The 24,459-nt window shown below is 53.2% G+C and carries 18 protein-coding genes; 10 read left to right on the top strand and 8 right to left on the bottom strand.

Annotated elements, in window-relative coordinates:
• Positions 1-49 precede the first annotated feature (49 nt).
• Positions 50-1,786 carry an amidohydrolase gene (locus NEV57_RS13565; RefSeq protein WP_257658874.1) on the bottom strand — a complete coding sequence of 579 codons (1,737 nt, stop codon included), beginning with the start codon at positions 1,784-1,786 and terminating at the stop codon, positions 50-52.
• Between the two features lie 227 nt (positions 1,787-2,013).
• Here NEV57_RS13565 and NEV57_RS13570 point away from each other — a divergent pair, with 227 nt between their 5' ends.
• From NEV57_RS13570 to NEV57_RS13585, 4 genes are all read left to right on the top strand, one after another.
• Positions 2,014-2,676, top strand: a complete 663-nt coding sequence (locus NEV57_RS13570) for a Pr6Pr family membrane protein (protein WP_257658875.1) — start codon at positions 2,014-2,016, stop codon at positions 2,674-2,676.
• A 129-nt stretch (positions 2,677-2,805) separates the two neighbouring features.
• Positions 2,806-5,202 carry a glycoside hydrolase family 95 protein gene (locus NEV57_RS13575; RefSeq protein WP_257658876.1) on the top strand — a complete coding sequence of 799 codons (2,397 nt, stop codon included), beginning with the start codon at positions 2,806-2,808 and terminating at the stop codon, positions 5,200-5,202.
• Between the two features lie 115 nt (positions 5,203-5,317).
• Positions 5,318-8,170 carry a TonB-dependent receptor gene (locus NEV57_RS13580; protein ID WP_257658877.1) on the top strand — a complete coding sequence of 951 codons (2,853 nt, stop codon included), beginning with the start codon at positions 5,318-5,320 and terminating at the stop codon, positions 8,168-8,170.
• A 20-nt stretch (positions 8,171-8,190) separates the two neighbouring features.
• Complete coding sequence (locus NEV57_RS13585; protein ID WP_257658878.1) at positions 8,191-9,261, top strand: phytase; 1,071 nt, start codon at positions 8,191-8,193, stop codon at positions 9,259-9,261.
• A gap of 27 nt (positions 9,262-9,288) precedes the next feature.
• Here the strand turns inward: NEV57_RS13585 and NEV57_RS13590 are convergent, their stop codons facing one another.
• From NEV57_RS13590 to NEV57_RS13605, 4 genes are all read right to left on the bottom strand, one after another.
• Complete coding sequence (locus tag NEV57_RS13590; protein ID WP_257658879.1) at positions 9,289-10,158, bottom strand: metal ABC transporter permease; 870 nt, start codon at positions 10,156-10,158, stop codon at positions 9,289-9,291.
• Between the two features lie 275 nt (positions 10,159-10,433).
• Positions 10,434-11,723, bottom strand: a complete 1,290-nt coding sequence (locus tag NEV57_RS13595; RefSeq protein ID WP_257658880.1) for a metal ABC transporter permease — start codon at positions 11,721-11,723, stop codon at positions 10,434-10,436.
• Between the two features lie 4 nt (positions 11,724-11,727).
• Positions 11,728-12,516 carry a metal ABC transporter ATP-binding protein gene (locus NEV57_RS13600; RefSeq protein WP_257658881.1) on the bottom strand — a complete coding sequence of 263 codons (789 nt, stop codon included), beginning with the start codon at positions 12,514-12,516 and terminating at the stop codon, positions 11,728-11,730.
• 117 nt (positions 12,517-12,633) lie between these two features.
• Positions 12,634-13,563: a metal ABC transporter solute-binding protein, Zn/Mn family gene (locus NEV57_RS13605; protein WP_257658882.1), complete on the bottom strand. Its 930-nt coding sequence runs from the start codon at positions 13,561-13,563 to the stop codon at positions 12,634-12,636.
• 275 nt (positions 13,564-13,838) lie between these two features.
• Between NEV57_RS13605 and NEV57_RS13610 the strand changes: the two genes are divergently transcribed.
• The 6 genes from NEV57_RS13610 (at position 13,839) to NEV57_RS13635 (ending at position 20,604) form a co-directional block, all read left to right on the top strand.
• Entirely contained in the window at positions 13,839-15,026 is a 1,188-nt protein-coding gene (locus NEV57_RS13610; protein WP_257658883.1) for an acetyl-CoA C-acyltransferase, read from the top strand.
• Between the two features lie 126 nt (positions 15,027-15,152).
• Entirely contained in the window at positions 15,153-16,052 is a 900-nt protein-coding gene (locus tag NEV57_RS13615; RefSeq protein WP_257658884.1) for a hypothetical protein, read from the top strand.
• Between the two features lie 182 nt (positions 16,053-16,234).
• Positions 16,235-17,839 carry a peptide MFS transporter gene (locus NEV57_RS13620; RefSeq protein WP_257658885.1) on the top strand — a complete coding sequence of 535 codons (1,605 nt, stop codon included), beginning with the start codon at positions 16,235-16,237 and terminating at the stop codon, positions 17,837-17,839.
• 40 nt (positions 17,840-17,879) lie between these two features.
• Positions 17,880-18,611, top strand: a complete 732-nt coding sequence (locus NEV57_RS13625) for a polyprenol monophosphomannose synthase (RefSeq protein WP_257658886.1) — start codon at positions 17,880-17,882, stop codon at positions 18,609-18,611.
• 210 nt (positions 18,612-18,821) lie between these two features.
• Positions 18,822-19,844, top strand: a complete 1,023-nt coding sequence (ruvB, locus tag NEV57_RS13630) for a Holliday junction branch migration DNA helicase RuvB (RefSeq protein WP_257658887.1) — start codon at positions 18,822-18,824, stop codon at positions 19,842-19,844.
• Positions 19,845-19,866: 22 nt separating this feature from the next.
• Complete coding sequence (locus NEV57_RS13635; RefSeq protein ID WP_257658888.1) at positions 19,867-20,604, top strand: hypothetical protein; 738 nt, start codon at positions 19,867-19,869, stop codon at positions 20,602-20,604.
• On the opposite strand, the gene NEV57_RS13640 is transcribed toward NEV57_RS13635, so the two are convergent.
• Genes NEV57_RS13640 through NEV57_RS13650 form a run of 3 tightly spaced genes read right to left on the bottom strand, consistent with a single transcriptional unit; the run spans position 20,588 to position 24,190 of the window.
• A complete protein-coding gene (locus NEV57_RS13640) occupies positions 20,588-21,271 on the bottom strand; it encodes a HEAT-like fold family protein (RefSeq protein ID WP_257658889.1) in 684 nt (227 codons plus the stop codon). The genes NEV57_RS13635 and NEV57_RS13640 overlap by 17 nt on opposite strands.
• A gap of 39 nt (positions 21,272-21,310) precedes the next feature.
• Complete coding sequence (gene xylA, locus NEV57_RS13645; protein ID WP_257658890.1) at positions 21,311-22,642, bottom strand: xylose isomerase; 1,332 nt, start codon at positions 22,640-22,642, stop codon at positions 21,311-21,313.
• A 45-nt stretch (positions 22,643-22,687) separates the two neighbouring features.
• On the bottom strand, positions 22,688-24,190 hold the full coding sequence (locus NEV57_RS13650; protein ID WP_257658891.1) for a xylulokinase: 1,503 nt from the start codon (positions 24,188-24,190) through the stop codon (positions 22,688-22,690).
• Positions 24,191-24,459 lie beyond the last annotated feature (269 nt).

Below are 24,459 nucleotides of genomic sequence, written 5' to 3' on the forward strand. Positions count from 1 at the left end.
TCCATATGTTGGTCATGTCTTACCGTGTTCCGTAAAACCCAGTTCCTGACTATTCCGGCCTTTTGTATACGGATACACCTGCTTTTATCGTTTCCAACACAGTGATGTCCTTTAGTTTATCAGGTGCTACCGACAGTGGGTCCTGATCCAGAATAACGAGGTCCGCAAGCTTGCCTTCCCTGATCGATCCTTTGCGGTCTTCTTCATGGTATTGGTAGGCAGCATTAATGGTAATGGCTTTAAGGGCCTCCAGCGGCGGAATCCGCTCATCCGGGCCCAGTATGCGGCCCGAACGCGTGCGCCTGTTAACCGCAGCATATACGGCAGTAAGCAGGTCCGGGGGTGTTACGGGGGAATCGTGGTGAATGGTAAACAGGATACCTGCCGTTAAGGCGGAATGGGCGGGACTGATAAACGCGGCCCGTTCCGGACCAAAAACACTAGCGTAATGCCAATCGCCCCACAGGTAGGTATGCGTGGAAAAATAGGAGGGGATGACCCCGATTTCCTTGATCTTCGCAATGTGGTCCGGCCGGCTGTTCTGCACATGGATCAATGTGGCCCGTAGCTCGGGTTTATAGTAGCCTTCGTCTTTCAGTCTGCCAATCACCCGGATGGCCTGGTCGATGGCTGCATCGCCATTTACGTGCAGCTGTGCCGCAATGCCATGCTCGAACAACGTTTTGAGGTCGGTGTACAGGGCCGAGTCCGTAAAAATAGGAAAGCCCTTATAGTCCGACCCCTGGCCTTCCGGTGGGATAAGGTAAGGTTCGGTAAGCCAGGCGGTCTTTCCCTGCGGGGAACCGTCGTCCGAGAATTTAAAGCCGCCCAGCTTGAGGTGATTATGATATTTCATGTACGCGGGCCGGAAAACTTCCAGGCTGTCTTTGAAGTACTCGTAGTCGGGAAAATAAACGACATCCGCCTTTAATAGCCGTTTATCCGCGGCTTCTTTCAGGAGGGCAACGCTCCCGCCCATGGTTCTGCCATCACAGATGGTGGTTTGCCCGTAGCTTAACCATTCTTCCTGGGCTTTTAGTAGGTTTTCCAATGCCGTTTCCGCGGCGGGCTTAGCTCCTGCAGTTTGTTCGCCTGCCATTCGCTCGGTCAGGGCTACCAGTGCTCCGAAGCTGGCATTTTCCTCCAGTTTTCCGTTGAGCCTGCCAGTTGAGCTGTCGCGGCCGAAATGGCCCCCTTCGGGTTCGGGGGTTGTTTCATCAATCCCGAGAAGGCGGAGCATGGCCGAGTTTGCCACGCTGGCATGACCGGAAGCATGAATGACAATGATCGGCCGGACCTGGCTGACTACATCCAGCTCGGCCCTCGTAGGGTGACGGTGTTCCGCCATGATGGCGTCATCGTACCCATTCCCGATAACAGGAAGTGTTTCGGGAAGCTGATGTGCCGCAATATAAGCTGCTAATGCCCGTTGCAGGTCGCTTATGGTGTTGACCGTACCATAGGGTTCGGGAGAAAGATCCACCGCCTGCATCATTCCTGCCCTGGAAGTCAGATGGCCGTGGGCATCGATGAAGCCCGGCAGCATGGTTTTCCCACCCAGGTTGTGCCTTACGGTACTCTCGCCTATATACGCCGCTGCGTCGGAACTGTCGCCGGCAAATAGGATTTTTCCACCGCCTACCGCTACCGCCTGCACAACGGGAGTCTCCGCCTCCATGGTCAAAATGGTGCCTCCGGAATAAATAATGTCGGCGGTTTCACGGTTGGCACAACCGTGGCTGCCAAGGAGGACGGCCGGCAACAGGTAACGGATTATGCGTGTCATATTAAAGGTTTGTCTTAAAACACGTTGGGGTGTCATTTGTTTTGGTATATGGGAATTTGTATGCCAGACCGGCTTCTTCCAGCATGTTTTTCCGCTTTAACGTGATTTTACCGCCAAATCGGACGGCGGTTCACCTGTTTTTATGCTATCCTAAATTGCTGGATAATAGTTGCTTATGGACATATGTGGGGCCATTACCAGACCGGATTTTATTGTATATTTGATAAATGGATCAACACAGAACGGCTCGCGTTATCGCAATCATCGGTGCCCTGCTCACGTGGACTGCGGTAATTTTGCAGTTTAGCCTTAGCCTTCAACATCGTATACGTCCCGTCCCTGAAGTTGTTGTCCAGTTTTTCAGCTATTATACCATTCTTACCAATATCCTGGTGGCCTGCTGTTTTACGGCAGTGGCGGTTAGGCGTACATCGACTCAACGCAGTTTTTTGAATAATCCAGGTGTCCTTGCGGCCACCACGGTGTATATTATTGTTGTAGGCAGTGTTTACAATCTCCTGTTGCGCGCGTTATGGACACCTACCGGCGTTCAGGTACTGGTTGATGAATTACTGCATACGTTCATCCCGCTTTACTACGTCGTATTCTGGCTTGCTGTCGCCCCAAAAACCCGTCTCCGCTGGCACAATGTGTTTCTTTGGTTGCTTTATCCACTGGGTTATTTCCTATTTACCCTAATCCGGGGTACATACTCGGGATTTTATCCCTATCCGTTTATCGATGTAACGGAACTGGGATGGCCCCGGGTCATCGTAAATAGCGGGCTCATTGCCGGTGTATTTGTCATGCTGTCCCTGCTGATCATCCTTTTTTCGAATATCAGAAGCCGGAACCACGAATCCGATCCCAGCCAGTCTTTATCGGCCTGAAAGGCAATAAAGCGGGCCGGACCGATCGATATTTCAGGCAGAATTCCCTATAATTGTGTTGGCTTGCCCAAAGGACAGCCTGAAATAGACCTTCAGACGTATTTCGGACCAGATCCAATAAATCGTAACATGAAAACGGACACGATTAATCGCAGACTGCTCCTGGTAGCAGTTTTCAGCGTGATGTTAGGTGGTGGCGCCAATGCATTCCAGGACTTCCCATCCGGCATCCCACCGGAAGATGGAGCACATATACTGATGTTTAATCAGCCGGCAGAAACATGGCTTGAAGCCCTGCCGGTGGGTAACGGCAGGCTGGGGGCCATGGTGTTCGGGAATCCGCAAAAGGAACATATCCAACTGAATGAAGATAGCCTGTGGCCGGATGAGAATGGCTGGGACCTGGCCGAGGGTAATGCGGCCGACCTGCAGGTTATCCGTGAACTGCTGATTGCCGGTGAGAACCGGAAGGCGGACGCGCTGTTTGAACAAAAATTCCTGACTAAGGACATCATCCGGTCGCACCAGACACTGGGCGACCTGTGGATTGATTTCGGGGACGTGACGTATACCGGCTACCGCCGTACGCTGGATCTGCGGAATGCCTTGGCCACCGCCTCCTTTGAAGATGAGCAAGGCAGCAGGGTGAAGCAACAGGTATTTGCGTCGTATCCGGACGATGCGTTAGTCATTACTTATACGACGGAAAGCGAAGCGGGATTAACGGCGTCGATTTCGATCGGCCGGCCGATGGATGCGGGTCATGAAACAGCCCGCTGGTTTACCGAACGGGACTGCCTGGTTATGCAGGGCGAGGTGACGCAGTATAACGCGGTGTTTAAAGGCGGGAAAGACCCGATTACCTCGGGGGTGAAATTTGATGCACGGGTGAAAGTCAGGCATACCGGCGGTACGGTTGAATATACCCCGCATACAATCGAACTGACAGGGGTAAAGGCATTTACCGTATTCCTGGTGGTGAACACCTCATTTTATCACCGCGATTATGCGCAAAGAAGCAGGGCACAACTGGAAGCGGTTGTCCGAAAAGACACGGAAACGCTGCGTGATGCACATATACGGGATTACCAGGCGCTTTATTCAAGGGTGCAGCTGGATATCGACCATGAGCCGGTCAGCCTGCCGACAGATGAGCGGCTGGAGCGGGTGAAAAATGGTGCCGTGGATGCCGGCCTGGAAACGTTGCTGTTTGATTACGGCCGATACCTGCTGATCAGCTCATCGCGGAAGGGGAGCCTTCCAGCCAATCTGCAGGGACTGTGGAATAACCAGATTGAGGCCCCCTGGAATGCCGATTACCACCTGAATATCAACCTGCAGATGAATTACTGGCTGGCGAATGTCACCCAGCTGGATGAACTGAACGAATCGATGTTTGATTACATCGACCGGCTGGTTGAAAACGGGAAAGTGGCCGCAAAACAGAATTATGGCGGCGAAGGGAGTTTCCTGCCCCATGCCACGGATATTTGGGCAACGTCGTTTTTACGTTCGCGCACGGCCTACTGGGGTGCATCGTTTGGTGCGGGCGGCTGGATGATGCAGCATTATTGGAATCATTACCTGTTTACGCAGGATGAGGCTTTCCTGAGAGACCGTGCATTCCCTGCCATGCAGGAGGTGGCTAAGTTTTACAGCAGTTGGATTATTGAAAACCCCCATACCGGCAAGCTGGTTTCGGCACCTTCATCATCCCCCGAAAACCGGTTCATTAACGAAAAGGGCGATACGGTTGCCCTGTGCCTGGGCAGCGCCAAGGACCAGCAGGTGATCCATGAACTGTTTACGAACTACCTCCGGGCTGCTGAACTGCTGTCGGTAGCGAATACGTGGACGGCCACCATCGCTGCACAGCTTCCGCGATTGCGGTTGGGTATCCAGCTCGGTGCAGACGGGCGGATACTGGAGTGGGATAAGGCCTACCGGGAACCGGAGCCGGGACACCGGCACATGTCGCATTTGTATGCATTCCATCCCGGTAACGCAATTACGCAGTATGAAACGCCGGAGCTGATTGATGCCGTACGGAAATCAATGGATTACCGGATGGAACATGGCGGCGGCCATACCGGCTGGAGCCGGGCATGGTTAATAAACCTCCAGGCCCGCCTGCTCGACGGCGAACTGGCACATGAGAACATTCAGCTGCTGTTTCAGAAATCCATTGGTCCCAATTTGTTTGACCTGCATCCGCCCTTTCAGATTGACGGCAACTTCGGATACACCGCCGGGGTGGCTGAGATGCTGATTCAATCGCATGAAAACCGGGTGGTCCGTATTCTGCCGGCATTGCCCGCAGCATGGAAAGCCGGCACGGTAAAAGGCCTGAAAGCACGCGGTAATATTACCGTTGATATCCGCTGGGAAAATGGCCGGGCAGTAGCCGTCCGGCTGGAAAGCCCTATCGCCCAAACACTGACTATGATCATTAACGGCGAGGAAAGACAGGTGGTATTGCAGGCAAACCGGCCCATTGTGCTGGGTGAGAACCTGCATGCGGCTTAATGCTGTCGCCGATAGTTCCGTGTACCCCGTCTTTGTTGGTTTACCGATACATTTGTTCATACTGACTTAACGGTAAGGCAATATCCATGTAATAGTATTGCAAAAAAATAAACGCATGAAGCAATACTTTTACTCTTTCCTGTTGTTAACGTTCATGTCGGCCAGCGCATTTGCCCAGCAAAATGGCGTAATCTCCGGCAAGGTGGTGGATGCATCCACACAGCTTTCGCTCCCCGGGGCTACACTCCGGTTTAATACGGGCAACCGCTATACGGTTTCTACCCAGACGGGCGAATTTGAATTCCTGAATGTGCCTGCGGGCCGCTACGAAGTGTCCATTAATTACCTCGGCTACGGGCCGCAGACGAAAACGGTAACCTTAACTGCCGGCGAGAATGCCGTACTGGATTTTTCGCTGGAGGCCGGAGGTACTGAACTGGGCGAAGTCGTGGTGATGGGCGACCGCCTCCGTGGGCAGGCCAGTGCGCTGAACCAGCAGAAGAACAATGCAAATATTACCAATGTGATCAGTTCCGACCAGGTTGGCCGCTTTCCGGATGCCAATATCGGGGATGCGTTGAAGCGGGTGCCGGGCATTACCATGCAGAACGACCAGGGGGAGGCACGCAATATTATCGTGCGCGGACTGGCACCGTCGCTGAACTCGGTCACATTGAACGGCGACCGGATCCCATCTGCTGAGGGCGATAACCGCAACGTGCAGATGGACCTGATCCCTGCGGATATGATCCAGACCATTGTGGTTAACAAAACGCTGACGCCGGATATGGATGCCGATGCCATCGGTGGTTCCGTCAACCTGATTACCCGCGCGACACCGCACGGCCAGCGGATATCGGCCACACTGGGCGGCGGATATAATCCCATCCGCGGCAAAGCGGCTTATACCGGTGCGTTTGTATACGGCAACCGGTTTGCCAGCGATCGCATTGGCATGGTGCTGAGCGGCTCGTATAACGATAATGATTACGGATCGGACAACGTGGAAGCGGTATGGGCGAAAGACGATTTCGGCAATGTTTACATTGAAGAGCAGGATATCCGTAAATATGACGTGCGCCGGGCACGGCGGAGCATCGCGGCAGCATTCGATTTCCAGCTGAGCCCGAGCCACTCGCTCTATCTCAATGGCATGTATAACTGGCGCGACGACTGGGAGAACCGCTTCCGCTGGAACGCCAAGGACATTGAGCCGCTGTATGATGGCAATAATAACATCACGGGCTACCAGGGGGCGATGTCGCTGGAAACCAAAGGTGGTATTGATAACAATCGCGTGAAGCAGCGCCGCCTCGAAGAGCAGCGGGTACAGAATTACAGCATCGGCGGTAATCACCTGTTCGGAGCCGCAGTGGATATGGACTGGTCGGCCAACTTTGCCCGTGCCAGTGAATATCGCCCGCATGAACGGTATATTGAATATGAGATTCCCTATGATGCGGATGAACCCGATGAACCGGGTGTGGCCTTCAACCGCGATTTTGGGCCTTCCCGCCAGCCGCTGCTGACGTTCGTCAACACGCCTGGCCTGGCCGACTATGATTTTGACAAGGTAACGGAACAGCATGAAAAAACGGTGGAAGAGGAGTTTGGTGCGAAGCTGAATTTCCGGGTGCCGCTCAGTGTGGTGTCCGGACAGAAAGGACGGCTACGCTTTGGCGCGCGGCTCCGGCTGAAATCCAAGGACCGCAATAATGTGTTTTATGAATATACGCCTATCGGCGGCATCAACTTCGGGCTCGACCAGATTGCGGTAAACGACCTGAGGGGCATGCACTGGAACCCAAGCGATAAATACGCCATTGGCATCCTGCCCTCGCGCGACTTCGTGGGTGGGCTTCCGCTGTCCGATGCCAGCCAGTTTGAGCAGGAAGCGGACCCGGCTGAGTTCCTGGCGGCAAACTATCATGCGAAGGAGCGGATTGTGGCAGGATACTTACGCTGGGACCAGGATCTGAGTACCCGGCTGTCGATGATCGTCGGTGCCCGCGTGGAACGCACGGGCATCAGCTACACCGGTAATATCCTGCAGGATGAGGAAGAACTGGATGGTACGCGCGAGGTGGAAAACAGTTACGTCAATGTATTGCCGAACCTGAGCTTCAAATACAACGCGACATCCGATCTGGTGCTGCACGCCGCATTTACCACAGGCATTGCCCGCCCGAATTATTATGCATTGGCGCCCTACGTGGATTCGCGCCCGTCCGATGGCGAGCTGTTTGCCGGGAACCCTAACCTGTCGGCCTCCTATGCCTGGAATTTTGACCTCATGGGTGAGTATTACTTCCAGTCGGTGGGCCTGATATCCGGTGGCGCATTCTACAAAAGCATCAATGATTTCATCTACAGCCAACGCGACGAGCAATACACCACAGCTAAATTTGCTCGGGATTTCGGCAACCTCAGTAACCCGATACCGACAGGTGAAAACTGGACATTTGTGCAGGCACAGAACGGCGATAATGTGCAGGTATATGGTTTTGAAGTGGCCGTACAGCGGCAATTGGATTTCTTTACCAGCAATTTCCTGAAAGGCTTTGGTGTGTATGTCAACTATACTTTTACCGAGTCGGAAGCCAAGGGCATCACCAACGAAGACGGCGAAGTGCGGACAGGCTTGAGCCTGCCGGGTACTGCGCCGCACATGTTTAACGCTTCGCTTTCGTGGGAGAATACACGCTTCAGCGCGAGGCTGTCGCTGAATTATGCGGCCGCATACCTCGATGAGCTGGGCGGAAATGATTTTGAGGACCGCTACTACGATCAGCAGACATTCCTGGATGCGAATGCGGCTTACCGCATTACCAAGGGGTTGCGGGTGTTTGCCGAAGCGAACAACCTGACCAACCAGCCGCTGCGGTATTATCAGGGCCTTGCGTCGCGGACCATGCAGATGGAATATTACCAGCCGCGGTATAACCTGGGCGTGAAACTGGATTTGTAATTTTAACCACTAACAGTATAATGATGAATGTAAAACAGACCATAACCGGGTGGACGGGTGCAGCCCTTGCGGCGCTGTCGCTCGTTGCCTGCCAGGAGGGGCTCGCCCCCGTAAGGGAAGACGCGCTGACACCTGCGGTGATCACCGAGCCCACACCACACGACACCGATGACCCGGCCATCTGGATCAACGCTGCCGACAGTTCGAAGAGCCTGATCATCGGAACGGATAAGGATTCGGACGGCGGGTTGTATGCCTATGACCTGGAAGGCCGGATCGTAAACAAGGTCACGGGCCTGCAGCGGCCGAATAATGTGGATGTGGCCTACGGATTAGCCTATGGGGATACGGTGATTGATATTGCCGTGCTGACGGAGCGCGAAACGAATAAGCTGCGCGTATTCCGGCTGCCCGACCTGGCGCCGGTAGACGCCGGTGGAATTCCGGTATTTGTGGATGAGGCGGAGCGCGCTCCCATGGGGATTGCGTTGTATACTCGTGCTGCTGATTCGGCTATCTTTGCCATCGTAGGGCGCAAATCGGGTCCAAAGGAGGGTTACCTCTGGCAGTATCGCCTGGAGGGCACTTCCGGTCGGGTTGACGCAAAGCTGGTACGGAAATTCGGTACTTACAGCGGTGAAAAGGAAATCGAGGCAATCGCGGTGGACAATGAGTTGGGCTATGTGTATTATTCAGACGAAGGGGTGGGGGTGCGCAAATACCAGGCGGACCCTGAACGCAATGATAACGGGGAGTTGGCGCTGTTTGCACTGACTGGCTTTGCCGACGACCACGAGGGAATAGCCATCTATAAAAGCAGCGACAGCACGGGCTATCTGCTGGTATCCAACCAGCAGGCTAATACGTTTATGGTATATCCGCGCGAGGGTGCTGCCGGTAAGCCACATGAACATACGCAGCTGGCCGATATTCCGGTGTCGACGGTGGAGTGTGATGGCGCGGATGTAACGGCCGTAAACCTGGGTCCCCAATTTCCGGAGGGCGTGTTTGTGGCCATGAGCAACGGTATGGTCTTCCATTATTACGACTGGGCGGTATTCCAGCAGTGGATCGATAAAAGCAACCGGTAAGGCGCCAGCAGGTGCTGCCGATGGCCGCTATGCGGCGGACGTCAACACTGTTTTTGCACCCGTTGTAACCCGGTAACGGACGAACGCCGCTAAAAAGCAAACGCCAACGACCATAGCCATGCATCCGGCTATGGATGCGTTGAGCCAATAGGCCAGCCAGTAGCCGGTAAAAGCGATGAACACACCCAGTCCGGTGGTAATCCACAGCATCTGACGGAGATCCCGGGTGAGCAGGTAGGCCGTGGCTGGCGGCCCGATAAGAAAGGCGATAACGAGGATGGCGCCGACTGACTCAAAAGAGCTGACCGTGGTGAGTGATACGGCTCCCATAAGCAGGTAATGCCAGAGACTTGTGGAAATACCGATTGCAGCAGCAAACTCCGGATCGAATGAAGTTAGTTTTAGTTGTTTGTATCCCAGTGTAATAAATAGTATTACCAGTAGTAATACACTAGAAAGAATGTATACCGGGCGTGGTCCCAGATGCGTGCCGCTTGCCGTGATCCACAGGTCAATCGGTACGTAGGCGATCTCTCCATAGAGTACACAGTCCTGGTCGATATCTACCTGGCCGGCGAATGCGCTGATGAGGATGATGCCGATGGCAAACAGAAAAGTAAACGTGACGCCGATAGCAGCATCGGTTTGCAATTTGGCTCGCCGGTGGAAATACGCAATGAGAAACGTGGCTACTAACCCCGTAGCGCCCGCTCCCAGCAACATGGGCAGCGGTTCGCGGCTGCCGCTCAGCAGAAAGGCAATAACAATACCGGGCAGTACGGCGTGACTGATGGCATCACCCACCATGCTCATCTTGCGGAGCACAAGGAAACAGCCCAGCAGTCCGCATGTAATGGCCACCAGGGCCCCTGTTAATATAATCCAGAATGCAATCATATTTTTAATTAGCTATTAGCCGTTCTTTTTTGTTTTTACTGGCTGCATGTTCACCGGTTACTTCCCGTTGACCATGGGCTCCCGGTATTAGTTAATGACCGGATATTTCTATTTATTATTATTTATGAGGTAATTGTGTAATATAACTTCATTAACTGTGTTTATATGCAAACACAATAATATGATAATCAATTTTTTACTATTTACTAATAGTCCAAATACCTGTCGTTTGATCTCATGTTATTAATTATATAACTTCCTTTACTGTCTGTTTATTAACCTTTTGGTATTTCAGTGTCATGCGGATCCTTATCCGGATAGCCCAGCTGGTGTTCGAGTTCCCGTTCCAGCTCGGGAGTGAGGATATGTTCAATGGTTTCCGCATCGTCGTGCACATGATCGGCGGCGATGGCCATGTACTGGGTGAGGTACAATTCCCAAAGACGGTGTAGCCGGACAACCTTAGCAGCCTTACCGACACCGTCGTCAGTAAGGCTCCACTGGCCATGTTGCACGGTAACCCATCCCTTGGCCTGCAGCCGGTGCAGTGCCGCCCGGAGATTAGCCGCACCCATATCGCGCTGACCCATCAAAGCCTGAAGATTATGTTGGCCCGTGAAGTTTCCACCCTGCTCACCCAGGTGATAGAAGACTTTCATCGCATTTTCCTCGGCAATGACCCGCTGGTTTTTGCGCTGCCGGTAAAGCTTGGGTACGATGCCCCGCCTGGGGGCAAAGAAAAAGGAGAAAAAGGCAATGAGGGAGGAAACTACCACCATCCATGGACCCGTGGGCATGGCGGGAGCAACATAGGAAATATAGGCACCGGCCAACCCGGCAAAAGTGCCGAACAGGACAGCAATCAGTACCATACGCCGGATGTTGTCTGTCCAGTACCGCGCGGCGGCGGGTGGCGTAATGAGCATGGCAGCCATGAGAACAACACCTACTGCAGTAATGCCGGTGACCACAGCCAGTACTGTAAGACTGGTAAGCAGCAGGTCCAGCCGGCGTACCGGATACCCAAGCGCTTGTGCAAAAGCACGGTCGAATGCAATGAGTGCGAAGGTCTTGAAAAACAGGCTGACGGTGATTAAAATGACCATGGCAAGGATGCTGAACACCAGCAGGTCGCTGCCAACCAGTGCAGCGGCCTTGCCAAAGATAAAGTGATCCAGACCGCTTTGTGCGGCGTTGCCTGATTGCTGGATATAGGTCATCATCACGATGCCCGTGCCGAAAAAAACAGACAGGACCAGCCCGATGGCTGCGTCTTTTTTGATTTTGGAATGTGCGGTAAGGTAATCAATAGCCACCAGCGCCAGCCATCCGGTAGTGAATGCCCCCAGCAGCATCAGCGGGATGCTCTTGGTGCCCGAGAACAGGAAAGCTGCACAGATGCCGGGTAATACGGAATGGGCCACGGCATCACCTACCAGTGCTTTCTTCTGCAGCAGGATAAACGACCCGACCATCGCTGCGCTGGCCGAAAGCAGGATGGTGCCCAGCACAACATACCGTACGTTAGGATCGGAAAACGAAAAGAAAGTGAGGAAGTTTTCCATAATATCAATTTTCGCGTGCGGGAAATTCCCGTTTTTCCATCAGGTCGCCCACCTGCGACAGCAGATTGAGCCGGCCGCCGTATGCCTGTTGTACAAGGACTTCGGTAAAAACCTGTTCGGTAGGGCCAGCGGCTACCAGCCGCATGTTGAGCAATACTATCCAATCGAAATACGTGCGGGCCGACTGGAGGTCGTGATGTACCACCACAATGGTTTTATGCGCTGCTGCCATATCCTTGAGCAGGTCGATGATGGCCTGTTCGGTAGCGGCATCCACACCCGCAAAGGGTTCATCCATAAAATAAAAATCGGCTTCCTGTGCCAGTGCCCGGGCAAGGAAAACCCGTTGCTGCTGCCCGCCCGAAAGCTGGGAGATCTGCCGCTTCGCAAAGGCCGACATACCCACCTTTTCTAGGCAATGAAGTGCCATGTCACGGTCGTGACGACCCGGATTTCCCAGCAGCCCCATTTTTCCATAGCGGCCCATCAGCACGACATCCAGTACCGAAACCGGGAAGTCCCAGTCGACGGATTCGCGCTGCGGTACGTAACTGATGCGGTTCCTGACGGTATCCAGGGGTTCGCCAAAGAGTTTCACATACCCGCTTGAAAGTGGGATGAGCCCCATAATGGCTTTCAGCAATGTGGATTTACCTGCACCGTTCGGACCAACGATGCCTGTGATGCTACCCGCGGGTAACGTAAAATCGATACCCCAAAGCACGGGTTTTCTTGCATAGCTTACCGTCAGGTCGTGAACCTCCAGTACAGGATCCGGTGTTTGTATAATCATTTCTTTATTAATTGTGAGCTACCCGCATTAGCCCTTAGTCCTTAACGCTAGTGTTTAAGTTCAGCGATCGCTGTTGCCCTCATTTTTTATTCCGCTTCCCCGTTCACAGGCGACCGGTCACTGTTCACTGACCGCCCCCAATGCTTCGACAATCGTCCGCACATTATGTTTCACCATACCGATATAGGTGCCCTCCGGTGTTCCGGCTTCTCCCATGGCATCGGAATATAGGTTGCCCCCGATGCGTACATGGCCGCCGCGCTCGCGGACGCCGGCCAGCACAGCCTTCAGCGACTTGTCGGACACCGAGCTTTCCACGAATACCGCCGGTATCCGGTGCGCCGTAATGTATGTCACCAGGTCGGATACGTCGCGTAACCCAAATTCGGACATGGTGGATATGCCCTGCAGGCCCCTGACCTCGACACCGTACGCCCGACCGAAATAGCTGAATGCATCGTGGGCCGTAATCAGTACGCGTTTCGACGGTGGAAGCGTGTTGATCTGGGCCTGAATCCATTGATCCAGGGTGTCGAGCTGTGCCTGGTAACGTGCGGCATTTGCCTGGTAGTAGGATGCGTTGGCGGTATCCAGCCGGCTTAACTCCCGCGTAGCATTGGTGGTGGCCGCTTTCCATAGTCGGACATCAAACCAGATGTGGGGATCGTACGTGTGTTCATTAAGGCGGATCAGGCCCGGGAGCCCGTCGCCAACCGGAAAGACAGGTTTCACCCGCTCCTGCTTGGCAAAGATGCCGGCCAGTTTGCCCTCCAGGTGCACGCCGTTATAAAACAGGTAATCGGCATCAATAATTTTCCGTAGATCCCCCTGGCTTGCTTTATACAGGTGTGGGTCGACCCCGGGACGCATCAGTGCCTCCACGGTGGCAGAATCACCTACAATATGCTGCACCATATCAGCAACCATGCCGGTGGTGGCCAGGATGTGGGGATGCCCAGGGAAGCCTTTGGGATTCCCGGACGATGTACAGGATAGGCAACCAAACAGGATGCCCAGGGAAAGCAGCATATGAAAAATAGGACGCATACCAATGCAAAAGTATGAAAAATTAGATTAACCTAACATTTTTTGTTTTGTTATTTTTATCACTGCTTAAGGAGTGGGTGCTGTGGCTTTAAGAAAATGCATAACGTTGCCCAGCCATTGAAAATAGTTGTTTTACAGCTTTACGTTTTTCCGTAAATCGATGCTGTATAAGGCGATTAATGACAAGTGGTGATGGCCATTGTACGAGTGGCTGCCGGATGTAGGCATTCCGTGATTTTTCGTAGCTTTGTTGGAACGCTAAGGAACATTGTGCCATGGAAAAAGTATACATTGTCTCGGCCGTACGGACACCCATTGGGAGTTTCGGGGGTGCACTTTCATCCCTAACGGCCACGCAGTTGGGTGGAACTGTGATTGCGGAAGCGGTAAAACGGGCGGGCCTTTCGGCCGATAAGGTAGAAGAGGTATATATGGGTAATGTGTTGTCGGCCAACCTGGGCCAGGCGCCGGCCACGCAGGCGGCCAAATTGGCTGGATTGCCTGATATTCCGGGAACCACAATAAACAAGGTCTGCGCATCGGGTGCCAAAGCCATCATGCTGGCCGCGCAGAGCATAGCCCTGGGGCTGAATGACATTGTGGTAGCGGGCGGCATGGAAAGCATGAGCAACGTGCCGTACTACCTCGGCCACGCGCGGCAGGGGTACCGGTTGGGACATGGTGAGGTGATCGATGGCCTGGTGAAGGATGGGCTGTGGGATGTGTACAATGACTTCCATATGGGCATCGCCGCCGAACACTGCGCCGTGGAATGCAACATCAGCCGGGAAGAACAGGATGCCTATGCAATAGCATCCTACCGGCGTGCGCAGGCTGCCCAGCAATCAGGGAAATTCAGACGGGAGATAGTACCCGTTTTGGTGAAGGGCCGAAAGGGCGACGAACGACTGGTGGAGGACGATGAAGAAGTAGCTGCGGTTAATTTTGAAAAAATCCCCGATCTGAAGCCGGTTTTCCAGTCCGGAGGGACCGTAACAGCGGCCAATGCTTCAACACTCAATGATGGTGCGGCGGCGTTGGTGCTGGTCAGTGAATCCAGGGTCAGGGCGTTGGGACTGACACCCTTGGCATGCATTCTGGGTTATGCTGACAGTCAGCAGGAACCCGAACGGTTTACAACTGCACCGGCAAAAGCAATCCCGCGTGCGCTGCAGCGGGCCGGGATCGAAGCAGATACCGTGGATTTCTATGAAATCAACGAGGCGTTTTCAGTTGTTTCAATCGCCAACAACCAATTGCTGGATCTTTCTCCCGACCGGGTAAACGTGCATGGCGGCGCAGTATCGATGGGTCATCCACTGGGCGCTTCGGGTGCGCGTATTGTGGTGACGTTACTTTCGGTACTGGCTGAATATGATGGGCGTATCGGCGTAGCAGGCATCTGCAACGGGGGCGGGGGAGCAAGCGCGCTGGTGGTGGAACGGATGGCGGGTGCGCTGTAAAGGGTGGTAGGTGATTCGCGAGAAGGGGACCGGTGAAGCGCCATAATAAAAACCAAATCGTTGATGACTGATGGCCAGGAGCAGGAAAGCCAGTGCCTCACGGCTGATAGCCAATAACGGATAAAAATGACAAAATTTTTCTTTTTTTTTATTGCCTGGGCCGGATTGGGATGGTCGCTAATCTATGCCCAGTCAAACGACCACAGCCGGATCCTTGCGCTGCAGGACAGCCTGGCGGGACTTGGCCGGACCATGTATAACAACCCCAGTGAACCGGAACGGTTACAGGCTAATTTTACTTTTATTAAAACTCTCGTTTCGGCACTGCAAACCCCACATTCGTATGACTTTGCGTTTGATTCGCTGAATATGGTGTCGCTGTTGCGGTCGCCGGACGACCGGTTCCGCATATTTACCTGGCACCTTCCGCTGAACGACGGGTCTTACCTCTATTACGGCACCATTCAGCTGAATACCCCCGATGGCAACCTTCGGATGATTCCGCTCCTGGATAAAACCTATGAGATTGACACACCGGAAACAGCGGTTACTTCGGCGGCAGACTGGTATGGTGCGCAATATTACCGGATCATCCCCCTGGGTGGCGACTACGTGCTGTTGGGATGGAAGGGGTATACACCGGAGGTTACCCAGAAGGTGATGGAAGTGCTCCGGTTTTCGGATAGCGGTGCGCAACTGGGCGGCACGGTTTTCAGTGGCGGCGAAGGCGACCGGCACACCCGCATAATCTACCGGTATAACCGGCAGGCCAGTATGTACCTGGACTACCAGCCTGCGCAGCAGCGCATCGTGCTGGATCACCTCGCGCCGGCAGATCCACGGGATCCGGATAATTATGCACAATACGGACCGGATATGACCTACGATGCCTGGGAGCTGAACAATGGGCGGCTGGTATTGTCTCCGGACGTGGAATTCACCAATGCACCGGACGGAAATGACGCGTTTTACAACGATCCAATGAAGCCTTCGACCCACCCAAAAAGCGGTTTTCCGGAAAAATGAATACCGGCCCGGTAGGGTAATTATTTTAGCTAACTTTCGGAAAATTCCCAAAAAGTTTATTTTATTTGCAACTACCGACCCAACGATCAGACGTTATGCAGTATCGGTTTTTTGTCTGATTTTGAATGGTTTATGAAGATAAAACATAATCAACCCGTATTCTTTCACGCAACAAAGCGGATATGCAAGTATCACAAGAAGATCAACAACTAAAAGATCACCTGGTTAAATATGAGGTGAATACAAAAACGGTGTTTCAGCACCCGGTAGGATTATTTGTGCTTTTTTTTACCGAAATGTGGGAGCGGTTCAGCTACTACGGCATGCGTGCCCTGCTCACTCTCTTTCTGGTTACCGAATTGCTGGACGGTGGCTGGGCCTGGTCACGCGAAGACGCCATGCAGTTGTACGGCTGGTATACCGGACTGGTATATCTCACCCCGCTGATCGGAGGCATGATCGCCGACCGGATCATGGGCTATCGCAAGGCCGTAATCTGGGGTGCATTAATTATGACCCTTGGCCATGCAGCGATGGCCCTTGAGGGTGCGGGCAGCAACTTTTTTTACCTTGGCTTGGGTCTGATGATTCTGGGCAATGGCCTGTTTAAACCGAATATCTCATCCATAGTGGGCCAATTGTACCCCGACAATAGCAAGAAAAAAGACTCTGCCTACACGATTTTTTATATGGGCATCAACGCGGGAGCATTCCTCGGGATGCTGCTCTGCGGTTATATCGGAGAAAGGATCGGCTGGCATTACGGCTTTGGCCTGGCGGGCGTGTTCATGTTTTTTGGTATGCTGCAGTTCTACTTTGCGCAGCGCGTTTTTGGGGTATTGGGAGAATCACCGAAAGAGACACGGCTGCGTGAGGGGGCAACGGACCGCACGAAACAGTCGTCTTCGGACGTTGCAGAGGAGGAAAAATCGTCGCACGTGGTGCGTGACCGTATTATAGTCATTGTAGTGCTCTCCCTTTCCAGTATTTTCTTTTGGATGGCTTTCGAACAGGCGGGCGGATCGATGAGTATTTTTGCTCGCGACTATACCCAGCGGATATTGGAAGGCAATGCTGCCACTACTTTTAAATGGGTGGATGCGATACTGACCCTCTTCCCGCTGGTCATTGTATCGTGGGTGCTGGTTTCATTGGCACGGAAGATTTTCAGGGAATACCCGGTGTCTATTTTTTTTACGGCGCTTAGTTTCCTGATCATCTGGGGACTGGGCATCTGGAAGATCAACCGTGAGTTTTCGGCACTGGAAACAGAGGTAGCCGCTTCCTGGTTTCAGATTCTCAATTCCTTTTTTATTATCACCCTGGCCTCGCTCTTCAGCCGGATCTGGGAGCGGGTGTTCAATCCCAGCGGCCCCATTAAGTTTGCGCTGGGACTTATTCTCCTCGGTATCGGTTTTGCCGCACTGGCCTATGGCAGCCGGAATATTCCCCAGGGTGCCGCCACGGCACAGGTAAGCATGATCTGGCTGGTGCTGGCGTATTTCTTCCATACATCCGGCGAGCTGTGTGTTTCGCCGGTGGGACTCTCCTACATGAGCAAACTATCGCCCAAGAAGTTCGTCGGGCTGATTTTTGGATTTTGGTTCCTCTGTTCGGCGATCGCCAATTGGCTGGCCGGCATGTCCGGCAGTTTAATCGACCGGATCAGCGAAACGTATTCGATGTCGGCATTCTTCCTGATTTTTGCGGTATTGCCCGGAATTGCGGGACTGATATTGATTGCATTTTCACCGCTGCTGAAGCGGATGATGCATGGTATTCATTAAGTAATATTCCTTACCTTTACCAGATAAATTTTGCCAGTCAGTGTCAGATAGCATCGTCATTATCCCTACATACAACGAAAAGGAAAATATCGAAAAGATTATCCGGAAAGTGTTTTCACTTGCGGTTCCTTTTCATGTGCTGGTGGTTGACGACAGCTCCCCTGATGGTACGGGCGCCATTGTCAAGCGATTACAGACGGAATTTGCTGACCGCCTGTTTCTAGAGGAACGTGCAGGGAAATCGGGACTGGGAACGGCGTATATCTATGGCTTTCAATGGTGCATTGCCCGCCCTTATGCCTACATTTTTGAAATGGACGCCGACTTTTCCCACAATCCGGAAGACTTACCCCGCCTGCGGGAAGCCTGCCTGACGGCCGATATGGCTATCGGGTCGCGCTACATCAAGGGAGTTAACGTGGTCAATTGGCCGATGAGTCGGGTGCTGATGTCGTACTTTGCTTCGGCTTATGTCCGTTGGATTACCGGAATAGGTGTGCAAGATACGACGGCGGGCTTCGTGGGCTACCGACGGCAGGTGCTGGAAACCGTTCCTTTGGATAAGATCCGGTTTGTTGGCTATGCGTTTCAGATCGAGATGAAATTTACTGCCGTTAAATATGGCTTCCGGGTAGTGGAGATACCAATTATTTTCACCGACCGGACGGAGGGAACCTCTAAAATGAGCACCCATATTTTCCGGGAAGCCTTTTTTGGGGTCATCCAGATGAAAATAAGCAGCTGGTTCAGAAAATACCAGCGTGAACAGTAAGGCCTACCGTTGGTCCGAGGCTGATCGGTAATAATTGGCCCGTAGAAGGGTAACGCCGGCAGACGGATGATGACAGGACAAAAGTAGGGTTAATGAAACGGGGGGCGGCCATGGGTGCCAATAGCTGGTCGCGCAGCGTAACATAAGCATAAATCGTATCATGTTGATGGCCTGGTAATTGCTAAAGGCCCGGTAACTGATAACTAAAAAATGAACGAGCATTTAGATCCGGATCCGAATAGAATGTCAAATACCGAGCGGGAGCTGGAAAAAGTATTGCGCCCGCAGGCTTTTGCCGATTTTACGGGGCAACAGAAAATCCTGGATAACCTCAGGGTGTTTGTGCAGGCGGCAAAGTTACGCGGCGAAGCATTGGATCATGTGCTGTTGCATGGCCCGCCTGGACTGGGGAAAACTACGCTTTCGCACATCATTGCCAACGAAATGGGCGTGGGCATCAAAATTACGTCGGGCCCTGTGCTGGACAAGCCCGGTGATCTGGCCGGACTCCTCACGAACCTGGAGGAGGGTGATATCCTGTTTATAGACGAGATCCACCGGCTGAGCCCGCTGGTCGAGGAATACCTCTATTCGGCGATGGAGGACTTTAAGATCGACATCATGCTGGAAACGGGGCCTAATGCACGGTCGGTACAGATTACGCTGAACCCGTTTACCCTGGTGGGGGCCACCACCCGTTCCGGCTTGCTCACGGCACCGCTCAGGGCCCGATTCGGCATCAATGCACGGCTGCAGTATTACGACGCGAAACTGCTTACCACCATCGTGCTCCGGTCCGCCGATATCCTCCGTACGCCAATTACCGATGACGGCGCCTTTGAAATTGCCCGCCGCAGCCGGGGAACGCCACGTATTGCAAATGCGCTGCTTCGCCGGACGCGTGATTTTGCCCAGATTAAGGGGAATGGCAACATTGATACGGCCATTGCCCAATACGCATTGAATGCTTTGAATGTAGACGAGCATGGCCTGGATGAGATGGACAACCGGATATTGCTGACAATTATCGATAAATTTAAGGGCGGGCCGGTTGGACTGAAGACCATCGCTACCGCGGTGGGTGAGGATGAGGGTACCATCGAAGAAGTTTACGAGCCGTTCCTCATCCAGGAGGGCTATTTGATGCGGACATCGCGCGGGAGGGAATGTACCGAATTGGCGTACCGGCATCTGGGAAAAAACAATTATACCAAGGGAAATACACTGTTTTAGTCAGAAAATACATCATATTCGTATGCAAAGACGTTATTTACCAGGGCTGATGCTGGCGTTGTTAATACCGGTGTCGCTAATGGCCCAATCCGAGCAGGAATCACCTATCCCTTATTTTCGTTATTCGGTAACTGCCGGGATCGGCGCTACCCAACTGTACAGCGACCTGGATCAGGCACAGGTTGGTCCAGGCGGATACTTACGGGGGAATTATTTCCTTCGGCATGGACTGAGTGTCGGACTGGAGCTGCAGGAGGGATTGTTGCGCGGAGTTGATGATGGGGCGGAGCGGGGACTGACGCGCCGGAGCCTCAATTTTTACCATGCGGCAACGCTGGGCTTCCAGTTCCAGCCGATCAAATTTTTACAGGACGACCACCTGCGCCGCATTGAATACCGTGACTCATGGGGAAAGCGCGCGCTGAGCAGCGCTTATATCGGGGCAGGTATCGGGGCACTATATAGTTTGCAATGGAACGTGCGGCGGGTCCAGGATGTAGATGGCCGGGCGTTTCCGGAATTCTCCGGCAAAAACCATGGGCTGAGTTACCTGGCCAATGCCAACGTGGGGATTGAATTACCGCTCCATAACTTAAAACCCAATCTGCTCGATTCGTACGTGTGGAACCTGGTGGTTAATGCGCAGCTGAATTTTGCGTTTGATGACGAACTGGATGGCTATAGCGGTGAATCCCCGGCTAATAATACCAAGAACGACACCTATGGATTCCTGTCTCTGGGTATTAACCTGCGGTTTTAAGTTTCTTCAGCTTCCCGATTATTTTCCTGCCCCGGCTTTGCAATGCCGCTGATCCGTCGCGCAGCAAAAACTCCACCTGGTTTTGCAACTCTTCGCCGATCCATCCGAATTCAGCAGTGAGGTTAAAAAGGATATCCATGCAATTGACCTGCACGGCCACGGGGGTCTGCGGATTAATCAGCCATCCGAAAACGGTTTCTACCAATTGCTCCTTATCGGTTGTCGCATAAGCATCCTGATAGGCTGGAGGTGCTTTTGGTCCGGTAATAACCATCAGTATCTTGGTAAAATGGCGCTGGCAGCTGGGATTTCGCTGGTCTGGTAATCGAGTCATAAACGCAGCAAAAACGGGAAGAAACCGTTGGGGAGCACGTGTGGCGATGTATTCCAGTACCCAGGCTGCTCGGAAAGCCACCGGACTGCGCTCCGGGGTATAACACAACCGGTGTAGGGTGGTAACGGAAAGGGTGCCGGTTTCCCCCAACGCTACCAGTTCCGGAAGGTAGTGTTTAGTAATTACGCCCGATAATCGTTTGATAAGTTCGTTTTCTTCCATGCTTTTCGAAGGCTCAAATAGCCGGTGACGGCCCGGTTTTACCGCCAAACAAAAATACGGATAAAACAATGCCCCATGGATGGTATTCCGGATAAAAAAGAATCCATCCATGGGGCTATATGAAAGGTATGCCCAATAGTGGTTTTACGGCTAAATGAAGCGGTTGATCAGGTTTTCGAGCAACTCCTGCTTACCGCTGATCGTTTCCGGTTCCCCCGAAGCTGCTGCCAGGTCACGGAGGTCGGTGAGGCGAAGTTCGCCCTGTTCGAAAGCCTTTCCACGGCCTCCATCAAATGAAGCATAGCGTTCGGTGCGGATTTTTAAGTAGTCGGATTCCTGCAGGATGCGGTCAGCCGTGATGAGTGCCCGGGCAAATGTATCCACACCACCGATATGCGCATGGAACAGATCGGCCCGGTCCGTGGAATTCCGACGTACTTTGGCGTCGAAATTGATACCCCCACCGGCAAATCCGCCAGTTTCGAGAATAATGAGCATGCATTCAGTCAGTTCATTGATGTTTGTCGGAAACTGGTCTGTATCCCAGCCGTTCTGATAATCCCCCCGGTTGGCATCCATGGAACCGAGTAATCCAGCGTCAGCCGCAACCTGTAACTCATGCTGGAACGTGTGCCCTGCCAGCGTCGCATGGTTTACTTCAAGGTTCAGCTTGAAATCATCGAGCAGGTCGTATTGCCGTAAGAAGCCGATGACGGTCGCTGCATCGTAATCGTACTGGTGTTTGGTGGGTTCGCATGGCTTGGGCTCAATCAGGAAGGTGCCGGTAAATCCCTGTGCCCGCGCATAATCCCTGGCCACGTGCAGCATCCGCGCAAGATGTTCCTGTTCGCGCTTCATGTTGGTGTTAAGCAGCGTCATATAGCCTTCGCGCCCGCCCCAGAAGACGTAGTTCTCACCGCCAAGCGCGATGGTGGCATCCAGGGCTGCCTTAATCTGCGCACCGGCATGAGCTACCACAGCGAAATCAGGATTGGTTGCCGCGCCGTTCATGTAGCGTCGATGGGAGAACAGGTTGGCGGTTCCCCAGAGCAGCTTGACGCCGCTCGCCGCCTGCTTTTCCCCGGCATATGCTACCAAAGTCTGCAGCCTGCGTTCGTTCTCGGCTACGTTGTCGCCATAATCAACGAGATCCACATCGTGGAAGCAGTAGTAGGGCAGGCCCATTTTGGTGATGAATTCAAAAGCCGCATCCATCTTGTCCTTCGCCCGTTGGATGACGTCGGTATGTTCGTCCCACGGGAAATACAGCGAGGGCCCACCAAACGGGTCACTGCCGTTGCCATTGAACGAATGCCAGTAGGCGACGGCGAACCGCAGGTGCTCTTCCAGTGTTTTTCCTGCCACCACTTTCCGGGCATCATACCAGCGATACGATAGGGGATTGTCCGATTCGGGCCCTTCGTAAACTATTTTTTCAATTCCTTTGAAGTATTCCTGGTTTCCGATCAACGTGCTTGCCATAGCTATTTGATGTATGTAATGAGTAAATTATTTTGCCAATTGGATTTATGAGGTTGGGATTGATAAGTTGCTGAGCCGGTCGTCCAGGAGCTGTTTCCATTCCTGGTATAGCGACTCATACGTCCTGTCCTGTGTCGGTTCCACCGTTTTCAGCGGTTTGATTCCCTCGAATGCATCGTCTGGGGAGGTAAAGATACCTGCTCCAATGCCGGCACCAAGTGCGGCCCCTACACTGCCGTCATTGTCATATAATTCCACAGCGGTTTGCGTGACGTCGACGAAAATGGTGGTCAGCAGATCGCTGAGGAACAGGTTGGACCTGCCTGCCCGGATTACCGCGGGCGCTAACCCGTTTTCACGGAGTACATCCAGGCCATAGCGGAACGCATAGGCAATGCCCTCCTGAGCTGCCCGGAATACGTGGGCCTGACCATGTGTATTAAGATCGATTCCGAGAAATGCTGCACCCGGTATCCGGTTGTGAAGCATCCGTTCAGCACCATTGCCAAAAGGAAGGATATGCAGGCCATTGCTTCCCGGGTCTATCGTGCTGGCCAGCGCATTCATCCGGTTGTAGTCCAGTCCGGCACCCAGCTGTGATTTCACCCAGCGGTTCAGGATGCCCGTTCCGTTGATGCAGAGCAGGATGCCGGTTCGCGGGTCTTCGGGTGTATAATTCACATGTGCAAAGGTGTTGACGCGGGATTCCGGATCGTAAACCAGCTGGTCGCTCACTGCGTAGATCACACCCGATGTACCTGCCGTGGCGGCCACTTCGCCCGCCCGCAGCACATGGAGCGACAACGCATTATTGGGTTGGTCACCCGCCTTATAGCTAACCGGGATATCCGGTGGCAGTCCCAGTTCAGCGGCGACGTCATGTCGAAGCATGCCATGAACGCCAAATACGGGCACAATATCCGGAAATACCGCCTCGTCAAACCCGAAGTGGCTGACGATGTCCGGCGAGATGCTGTTTGCTTTAAAATCCCAGAATATGCCTTCGGAAAGGGCGGAAATAGTGGTGGTTGCACTGCCCGTTAATTGCAGTGCGATATAATCACCCGGAAGCATAATGTGATGCGCCTTCCGGTAAATATCGGGTTCATTGGCTTTTACCCAAGCCCATTTGGCGGCCGTGAAATTGCCGGGTGAGTTTAGTAAATGAGCCAATGCGTGCTGTTTGCCGATGGCTGAAAACGCCTGTTCGCCGATGGCGACGGCACGGCTGTCGCACCAGATGATCGAATCGCGGAGCGCATTTCCGTTCCGGTCGACCACAACCAGCCCATGCATCTGGTAGGCGATGCCGATGGCCGCAATAGCCTGCGCGTCAAACGAGCCGGGGGCGGTGAGCTGGCGGATGGCCAGCCGGACCTGTTCCCACCAAAGATCGGGGGATTGCTCTGCCCAGCCCGGAAAGGGGGCGAGGATGTCATTCTCCCGGTGATCGGGGTAACGTACCGCGGCAATACAGCGTCGGGTATCCGCATCGACCACGGAAACTTTGATGGAGGAAGTACCTATATCAATGCCTAGTAATAACATGGTTAATTCCGTACAGTGTCGTTATGCTAACGTTGGCATAAAGGTAGCGCATTCCTTTCCTTTTTCAAAACGTATCATTACTTTTGAAACAGTTTTTTCGCCGTAGGCATTGGCATATGGAGAAAGCCTGATCAGTTGAAACCTGCTTGAACTGCCGCTACAAGCCGACAGATAACACAGTGGCTATACCAGTTTCATTGCCTTTAAACGCAACGAGGCGATCCTGGCGATGTCACTGAATACAGGAAGCACATCGGTAAATACGTGAT

The sequence above is a fragment of the Parapedobacter lycopersici genome, from assembly GCF_024643285.1.
GTDB lineage: Bacteria > Bacteroidota > Bacteroidia > Sphingobacteriales > Sphingobacteriaceae > Parapedobacter > Parapedobacter lycopersici.

Coding starts and splice junctions, on each gene's coding strand:
- NEV57_RS13590 (WP_257658879.1), bottom strand. CDS start 10,158: ATGATTGCATTCTGGATTATATTAACAGGGGCCCTGGTGGCCATTACA.
- NEV57_RS13595 (WP_257658880.1), bottom strand. CDS start 11,723: ATGGAAAACTTCCTCACTTTCTTTTCGTTTTCCGATCCTAACGTACGG.
- NEV57_RS13575 (WP_257658876.1), top strand. CDS start 2,806: ATGAAAACGGACACGATTAATCGCAGACTGCTCCTGGTAGCAGTTTTC.
- NEV57_RS13650 (WP_257658891.1), bottom strand. CDS start 24,190: ATGTTATTACTAGGCATTGATATAGGTACTTCCTCCATCAAAGTTTCC.
- NEV57_RS13610 (WP_257658883.1), top strand. CDS start 13,839: ATGGAAAAAGTATACATTGTCTCGGCCGTACGGACACCCATTGGGAGT.
- NEV57_RS13565 (WP_257658874.1), bottom strand. CDS start 1,786: ATGACACGCATAATCCGTTACCTGTTGCCGGCCGTCCTCCTTGGCAGC.
- NEV57_RS13620 (WP_257658885.1), top strand. CDS start 16,235: ATGCAAGTATCACAAGAAGATCAACAACTAAAAGATCACCTGGTTAAA.
- NEV57_RS13605 (WP_257658882.1), bottom strand. CDS start 13,563: ATGCGTCCTATTTTTCATATGCTGCTTTCCCTGGGCATCCTGTTTGGT.
- NEV57_RS13570 (WP_257658875.1), top strand. CDS start 2,014: ATGGATCAACACAGAACGGCTCGCGTTATCGCAATCATCGGTGCCCTG.
- NEV57_RS13635 (WP_257658888.1), top strand. CDS start 19,867: ATGCAAAGACGTTATTTACCAGGGCTGATGCTGGCGTTGTTAATACCG.
- NEV57_RS13585 (WP_257658878.1), top strand. CDS start 8,191: ATGATGAATGTAAAACAGACCATAACCGGGTGGACGGGTGCAGCCCTT.
- NEV57_RS13640 (WP_257658889.1), bottom strand. CDS start 21,271: ATGGATGGATTCTTTTTTATCCGGAATACCATCCATGGGGCATTGTTT.
- ruvB (WP_257658887.1), top strand. CDS start 18,822: ATGAACGAGCATTTAGATCCGGATCCGAATAGAATGTCAAATACCGAG.
- NEV57_RS13615 (WP_257658884.1), top strand. CDS start 15,153: ATGACAAAATTTTTCTTTTTTTTTATTGCCTGGGCCGGATTGGGATGG.
- NEV57_RS13600 (WP_257658881.1), bottom strand. CDS start 12,516: ATGATTATACAAACACCGGATCCTGTACTGGAGGTTCACGACCTGACG.
- xylA (WP_257658890.1), bottom strand. CDS start 22,642: ATGGCAAGCACGTTGATCGGAAACCAGGAATACTTCAAAGGAATTGAA.
- NEV57_RS13580 (WP_257658877.1), top strand. CDS start 5,318: ATGAAGCAATACTTTTACTCTTTCCTGTTGTTAACGTTCATGTCGGCC.